The organism is Mesorhizobium sp. M7A.F.Ca.CA.001.10.2.1 (genome assembly GCF_003998575.1).
Taxonomy (GTDB): domain Bacteria; phylum Pseudomonadota; class Alphaproteobacteria; order Rhizobiales; family Rhizobiaceae; genus Mesorhizobium.
The window spans coordinates 1-640 of sequence record NZ_RZQY01001252.1; the positions used below are offsets into that span (position 1 = coordinate 1).

At 64.1% G+C, this 640-nt stretch carries 1 protein-coding gene; it reads left to right on the forward strand.

Features of this window, described 5'->3' with window-relative positions; genetic code table 11:
* A partial coding sequence (locus tag EN964_RS36460; protein WP_164776572.1) for a DMT family transporter occupies positions 1 to 492 on the forward strand: 492 nt, incomplete at its 5' end.
* Between the last annotated feature and the right edge of the window lie 148 nt (positions 493 to 640).

Genomic DNA, 640 nt, shown 5'->3' on the forward strand with positions numbered 1-640 from the left:
ATCATGGTCTGGTCCGGCTTCGGCACCGGCAATCTGTTCGGCGACGGACTGGCACTGCTGATGACCATCGGCAGCGGCCTCTACATGATCATGGTGCGCGCGTTCCGCGACACGCCGGTGGTGTGGGCCGGCGCGGTTTCGGCGTTCCTGCTGTTCCTGCTCGGCTGGTTCGTCACCGATCCGCTGGCGGTTTCGCAAAGGGATGCCGTTCTGCTCGCCACGTTCGGCGCGTCCTTTGCGTTGTCCTCGATCCTGTGGACGGAGGGCGCGCGGCTCATCCCGCCGGCCGAATCCGGACTGCTCGGCTCGGCCGAAGTGCCGTTCGCGATCCTGTTTGCCTTCCTGTTCCTGGGCGAGATTGCACCAGCCGCCAGCATGATCGGCGGCGTCATCGTGTTGTGCGCGGTGTTCGCCCATGCGGGGCGGGATTGGCTGAGGGCCCGCTCGCAACGCATGGCCGGCCCGCAACGCGTGGCGTCAAATATTTCTTAAAAAAGTGACACAGTCACGGAACCATCATCCGGGTCAGGCATTATGGATGCGACGGGCCATCCCCAAGTCCCCCCAAACCCCTCGGCCCGTCCTACTCCAAGCCGACCGTAAGGTCGGCTTTTTCTTTGCCACCAAGCCGACCGTAAGG